General features: G+C 55.6%; 6 protein-coding genes. 5 read left to right on the plus strand and 1 reads right to left on the minus strand.

What is annotated here, in order from left to right; translation table 11 throughout:
- The first annotated feature begins 431 nt into the window (after nt 1-431).
- Nucleotides 432-707 (plus strand): cytochrome P450, encoded by a 276-nt coding sequence (locus RN01_RS07455; RefSeq protein ID WP_024570227.1) that lies wholly within the window; start codon nt 432-434, stop codon nt 705-707.
- Between the two features lie 809 nt (nt 708-1516).
- Here RN01_RS07455 and RN01_RS32480 read toward each other — a convergent pair.
- On the minus strand, nt 1517-2122 hold the full coding sequence (locus tag RN01_RS32480; RefSeq protein WP_024570226.1) for a M15 family metallopeptidase: 606 nt from the start codon (nt 2120-2122) through the stop codon (nt 1517-1519).
- Between the two features lie 307 nt (nt 2123-2429).
- On the opposite strand from RN01_RS32480, the gene RN01_RS07465 reads away from it, so the two are divergent.
- The 4 genes from RN01_RS07465 to RN01_RS07480 all read left to right on the plus strand — a co-directional run bounded on the left by RN01_RS07465 (nt 2430) and on the right by RN01_RS07480 (nt 6509).
- On the plus strand, nt 2430-2735 hold the full coding sequence (locus RN01_RS07465; protein WP_017515626.1) for a hypothetical protein: 306 nt from the start codon (nt 2430-2432) through the stop codon (nt 2733-2735).
- Complete coding sequence (locus RN01_RS07470) at nt 2732-3631, plus strand: hypothetical protein (protein ID WP_017515627.1); 900 nt, start codon at nt 2732-2734, stop codon at nt 3629-3631. Before RN01_RS07465 ends, RN01_RS07470 begins: the two co-directional genes overlap by 4 nt.
- 481 nt (nt 3632-4112) lie before the next feature.
- On the plus strand, nt 4113-4400 hold the full coding sequence (locus RN01_RS07475) for a hypothetical protein (RefSeq protein ID WP_223277329.1): 288 nt from the start codon (nt 4113-4115) through the stop codon (nt 4398-4400).
- Nucleotides 4401-4409: 9 nt separating this feature from the next.
- On the plus strand, nt 4410-6509 hold the full coding sequence (locus RN01_RS07480; RefSeq protein WP_024570352.1) for a bifunctional diguanylate cyclase/phosphodiesterase: 2100 nt from the start codon (nt 4410-4412) through the stop codon (nt 6507-6509).
- Nucleotides 6510-6545: the final 36 nt, after the last annotated feature.

Below are 6545 nucleotides of genomic sequence, written 5' to 3' on the forward strand. Positions count from 1 at the left end.
TAGCGGAGAGGGTAAGTGCCGTCGCCGCTTTCGGAATCAAACGGGGTAGCCTCACTCGAGCGCTCATCCGCGTTGACAAGCGTTGATAACGCGAGAGATAACGCCAAAATGGACGGATCGGTCGATTGTCCCACCTCGGAGCTTGAGTACCACGCAGGAACTCCGTTAGGGGGGAAATACGTCGAGAGGCCGGCCAGACGATCTCAGATGTATCTTTCTACTGTGTGACCAAGAATACGTAGATCCAGCGCTTGCATCGCGATGCGTGGGACGAAGTGATCGTCTTGTGATGTGACTGCTTGGCTAGCCAGCACCCCAGGCGTCTTCGAATAGTGGTCTGGGTGCGGCGACGCGCATCTTCGTAGCGCCGCCGCAGCCGTGAGGCGCTCAGCGATCCTAAGGGACCGGGGCTCGTGCGGAGACAGGATTTCGTGGTGAGCGATAGCAAGGATCTGCCGATGTTGGGGAATGTCACACATGAGACATTGCGCCTGTATCCGCCAGTTGGTTTCTGCGTGCGCGAGGCCGCGCAGTCGCAGTGCATTCGTGACAAGGATGCCGGCAAAGGATCGCCGATTCTGATCTCTCCCTGGCTATTGCATCGTCATCGTTTGCTGAGGGATACCGTTCCGCGTCTGGACGCACACCTCGTCGATTCTACGGATCTACGGAGAATCCGCAGCTTCGCCGACACGATGCAGCGTTAGTCTCTATGGTTTTGCCCGCACCCTGACGGATCGGTTGGGTTCGTCCTCCCCGTAGCCGATACACCGACCACAATTCTTCCAACTCGAGCTTAGATTCGAGTGACATTCCATCAATGAGTAGTATCAGCACACCTAGCAATCGGGTCCAGCACGCGAACAAGCTGATCCGCGTTATTGCCTCCCGTGGTCGACGGCATTTTTTCTGCAGCACCACGGGCCGCGTTGCGCAACTCGAGCTCGATACGCGCAATCGAGTCTGGCTGGTAGACGAGTGTACCGGCCAGCAGGTTTATACCCACGCGAAGGGCAGGTGGGGGGGGGGTCACCCACGGCGAATTGCTACGCAGACTGGTGGAGCACATGCGGAACTATGTCATCCGGGGGACACTCATCCCTCGGACGATTATTGCGCCGGTATGCCGAGACGAAAACGGAAATGACTTGTGGGACGGCGATGAGGCTTGCGTGCTGGTGCAGGCGGCGGCGTTTGATCTCCCCATCATTGCGCGGGATAAAGATAGCGGGCCGTGTTACGAGGGTGTGTGTCTTCAAGAATCGCTGCAACCGAGGCGCAGAAGGTGACGATCACAGCTGTCCCACAGCCTGTCCGGATGCAAGGCCCGGCACTGGCAGCGCGCGGGTTGTGGCACGGAGCACGATCGGAGCATCAAGGCCGCGGAAAACATCAAGCGAGGCGTCGGTGGCGCTCCACGTGTGGAACCGCCGGTCTCGAAAATCCGGAGTGGACGCTGAGCGTGCCCGGCTCATCGTCCATCCCGACTGTCTTGCTCGGATGGAACCGCGGGGAGCTAGCCAAAGCGCTTCTTCATCTCGGCGTCGATCTCCTTGAGCGTATATCCGTCTGCAGGGCTATCGTCGTGGGGAAGCTGTATGTGTGGCCAATCCTTGAGGCTTGTCCAGTAGCCGCCAGCGGTAAGACCGAGCTTGGTGGCTTCTTCCGCCAGTGCCTGGTAGCCGTTGACACCATTGATCTGAATTTCCGTATCCCAGACCGCCTTCCCCTGGACAACCCAGAAAAAATCAAGCGCTTGTCCCCATTGGTGCCATGAGAAACCCGGAATCGCGTTGGTGACGGGCTTTCCATACTGAGGGCCATCCCTCTCGATGCAGTGAGCCAGGAAATCTGCACCACTCTTTCTCAAGAGAGTGATTTTTTGATTCACCACTTCGATCGAGCGGGACTGTCGCCAAAGCCGACCCTGCTCAAACGGGTCACGCAGGCCTGCATTGGGTCGCATCTGTGCACCTCGTTGCATACATTTCTCTATCAACGAGAGCGCTTTTCCTTTGAGTATGGGGTCGAGCTTATCAAGATCCGCTGGCATGGTTTCCCCTTCGCGTTGCTCAATCGTCCCGGAAGGATAGGTGATCAAATCGATTTCGCTATCATCCATTGGCACGAACTGAAAATGCGCTCGACGTCGCTGAGAGGATGTCATTGCATCGACACATGCGAATGCAGAAGATATTTGACAGCTAAAAAATCACTAATGAGTATCAAGTAAGGGTTTATTTGTAATTTTTATGTCTAAAAATACGTAGAATGGCGGAAAAATAATTGTCAATTAACCCAAATGGGGGATAAATGATTCGAGCCGTTCTGTCGATATCGTCGCTGAATGCAAGTAGCGGCGACGCCGGAGACCTTCAGGAAAGCGGCCAGCTGGAGCTTGTGCATGAGATGAGAAACGGAAAATATCAATGTCTGATGAGCACAATACAAACCTCGCACAGGTTGCCAAACCTGCTGGTGGCGATACCCCTAAAGCTGAGATCAGCTACGACGGCAAGGATGTGAAGGTTTCGCTGGTGGGAGGATTGGCCATCTTGGCAGGTGTTGCTGTCCTGTTCTGCCTTGCACTCCTGTATTGGCACAACTCCGGCACGAAGGATCACAAGAGCGATGCGGCCAAAGGTGACGTCGGCATCGCGGTCGTCAATGGCGGAATCGGCGTATCGGCTGTCGGCGTCGATAAAAGCGGGCAAGCCAAGGGCGGTGAGAAATGACCAGCATCTCCAGGCTCGCTTCACTTCTCGCGATCCCTCTTGTTGTCGCAGTCAGTCCTGACGCTGGGGGTGTCACCGCACCCATCGGGAGTGCCACCACATCTGGCACCCGAAATCAGTCGACGGGGGTCAACTACGGCAAGATGCTGAACGCAAACTCCACCTACTACCTGAACGTTGACAACTCCACCCACAATTTCAACGTACACGGCAAAACAACGGAGGCCGAGCGGTTGGCACGCGTACAACGCGCGGTGCTCATGAATGAGAATGCCAGTGCTCTCAATATTACCGGTGCTGATGTTACGAAGTGGCTCGGTGATGAATCTCCATACATTTCACTGACACTGTCCAATCCTGTAAAAATGCCTGCGTTGGCGGTTTCAATGGCGGTGCTGGACATCAAAAGTGCCGGCACCTACCAAAAACTAAAGCCCTTGCCGGGGCTGCGACCGAGCACTGTGTTGCGAGAGGTCGGCAATAGCTACAGTGTCAATGCGTCGACTTCGGTGAAGCTGCCGGTCCTCGGGTTGCATGACCTGCCACGAGTGCTACCAGAGGTCTATGAACGATCTCCAGGCGCATGCTTGGAGGGGGTGTCGCTCGAGTTGGACGACTCGGCACTGAAGTCGGCAAGTAACCCTTGGCTAGCAAAGGGATTGTTCCGGCAGTATCAATCGGTCGGGATCCTTGTAGAACTCCGCTTCAAAGACATATTTGGCCAGGAGAGCCGCGGCACACGCTGGATTTTTGCAAAGTATCTGACTGGTTGGGCGCCGTCTGCAGCTTACTCCAGGGACGCAGATGGTCGTTGTGTTGAGAAGGCTCCCGAGGCTGATTCAGACCGCGATCGGCATGAGTCTGAACTGCAGGACGTAGCCCAGGGCGGATTCTAGCGCGGGCCCGTAGCTACTCTGACAACAGAGTTCTGGTTACTGCTCTGATCGCCAAGCAAAAGCTGTCCTATAGAAGGGCTACTGCAGCGCCGGACTTCGGGAGAGCGCTCTGACCGTCCCTCTAGTGCCTGCCTCCAGTAAGGTGAGCAAGCAGCGAGGCGGCTGGAGAGTTGCGCTGGCAAGCCCTAGCGTAGATATCAAAGCGATCGGGGTTTAGCGCGCTATGAGTTTTGCTGGCGTCGGCAGTCAATGTGACGATGTGCGCTGATCTGCCGCCTGAAACTTAAAATGCGGCAGATCTTTGCATCACACTTTCGATGGGTAGCATGTCCGGTGCATCGCGGGTAAAAACTGGGGGGCGATGATGACTCCCGGTAGGCTCGGAGCTTTCTTTGCTTTTACGAGGTTAGATGAGAAAGGTAGTGCCTAAATGGAGAAGCGGCGGCAAATCAGGCTACGGGCACACATCAAGGAATTCGTCATGCCCCCGATTACGGACGGCCTGGTGCTGGGGCGGGCATCGCCAATTGGTCATGTAGCCGTAGGACGGGCACTCAGTCTGCTCTCCACGACAGCTTTTGAACATGTTGAAATTCACGATGACGATGTCATCTCCGACGTCCTCGTGCGAAAGGCCATCCTCCGTAAGATTCCGCCTGATGAGCTCAAAGCGTTCATTCTGGAACAAATAAAGCCCGCCATGGGCGCCGAGGAAATCTTGCATCTCAGCCTTGAGGTCGAGCTGTTGTTAGAGCAGAAGCTCGGATAGGCGGCGCCGATGGATACTCTCCTTGTCGCGGATTGCCTAGATCCGACGGCGCTCCGTGTGACGCCAGACCAGCGCTATTGCGACTTTGCTGGACTCTCTTGCAACTCGCCCACAGTCTTCTCTGTATTTGACGATCACGGTGGCTTTCAAGGACTCGTTACAGATCTTCAGGCTAGTCTGTTTCCTGGCCGTATCTTCGCCGATTTGATTGTGCGCCGGCCGCCCCCGAGCGTACAGGCACGCGACAGCGCAATCGGCGTACTGAAGTTCATGCGCGACGGAGGACACGACAATTTGCCCGTATTCAACACCGGTGGTGGTGGATATCGTGGCGTCGTATCGATGATGTCGCTACTGAGTGAGCTGATGCGTCGAAGCGAGTCCTATCGTCTGGAGCGCGAGGCATTGGTTTCCCAACTGCGTGCCGAACTTGCAAACCGCCGTGTTCTAGCAAACATTCTTGAGTCGACAAGCGATGCGGTCCTGGTCTTTGACAGGGAACTTCGGACCCAGTATGTGAATCGCGCGTTCACAACAGTTGCAGGCTATGAGAGCCGAGCCGTTGTGGGCCTGAGTCCCAGGTTCTTGCGATCTGGACGGCATAAGCCGCGCTTCTATGCGACCATCTTGGCGTCAGTTCGAGAGCATGGGCGTTGGGAAGGAGAGGTATGGCTTCTACGCGCTGACGGATCAATTGCGCCCGAGTGGGTTACGGTCAAGACGGTACGGGATGAGCACGACGGCGTGCTGAGCTACGTGGTGATGCTCGCGGACATCTCGCAGCGAGAGAGTTTGCGCGCCCAGTACATGCATCTCGCGTACTACGACGGCCTTACTGGACTGCCGAATCGCCAGCTGTTTCAGGACCGTCTCAACCACGCGATCGAGCGTTCCGCACGTAACGGCACCGGATTCTCGCTGCTATTCATCGACTTGAATCATTTCAAGGACGTCAACGATACGCTTGGCCATTCCTTTGGTGATCGCTTACTGAGGGAGGTGGGAGATCGATTCAAGCGCCTTGTGAATGAGAGAGATCTCGTCGCACGCTTGGGCGGTGATGAGTTTACATTCATCCTGCATGACACCGGCAAGCCCGATCACGTTGATGTCATGGTGCGGCGCATTTTTGATGAGTTGATCAAGCCGATAGCGCTCGATGGTGTCCAAAGCTATGTGTCGGCGAGCATCGGGGTCAGCCGTTATCCAACGGATGGCGCTACAGCGGAGACGCTCATTATGAACGCCGATGCGGCCATGTACAGTGCGAAGGAGGACGGCATCGGTGCGTGCCATTTCTTCTCCAGTGTGCTCCACGACCGGATGCTCAAGAGGCTTGACACATCCAATGCACTACACCGGGCGCTGGAGAACAACGAGTTTTCTTTGGTTTGGCAGCCGCAGGTATCGCTGGAAACCGGAACAATTATCGGCGCTGAGGTGTTGCTGCGCTGGAAGCGTGACGGCAACAAGTTCATTCCGCCAGCGGAGTTCATTCCGATCGCTGAGGAGGTTGGACTAATAGGGGCCATCGGTGATTGGGTGTTGCGCGAAGCGTGTCGACATGCCGTGCAGCTTGAGACTTTGCCCATCAGTCCCGATTTTCGAGTTGCTGTGAATTTCTCCCCGATGCAGCTCAAATGGCACAAGCAGGAATCGGTGCTGCGTACGATCGAGGAGTACGGGCTGGATTGCAGGCGCTTCAAGATGGAGCTGACCGAGAACTCGCTATTCGTGCACAAAGACGGACTTCTCGAATTTGTACGCGAGCTTGGCAATGCGGGGGTGCAGATCGCGATCGATGATTTCGGGACCGGCTACAGTAACCTATCGAGTCTTAAACACCTGCCGGTGAGCGAGCTCAAGATAGACCGTTCATTCATCCACGACATGCATACGTCGCACAACGACAGGCAGATAGTGCAGACGATGATTGGCATGGCGCACATGCTCGGGCTACGTACTGTTGCAGAAGGTGTCGAGCATCCATGGCAGGTAGCAGTTTTGGGTGGGCTCGGCTGCGATATTTGTCAGGGCTATCTATTTAGGGGTATTCGGAAAAGGCTGTTGATTCGGTGTTGTAGGTCAGCATCTACATTTCAATTTTGATTTCGTAGATTGCTGTTGACAGCCTGCATTCTTGGC

The sequence above is a fragment of the Cupriavidus sp. SHE genome (assembly GCF_000812445.1).
In the GTDB taxonomy this organism is placed as follows: Bacteria; Pseudomonadota; Gammaproteobacteria; order Burkholderiales; family Burkholderiaceae; genus Cupriavidus; species Cupriavidus metallidurans.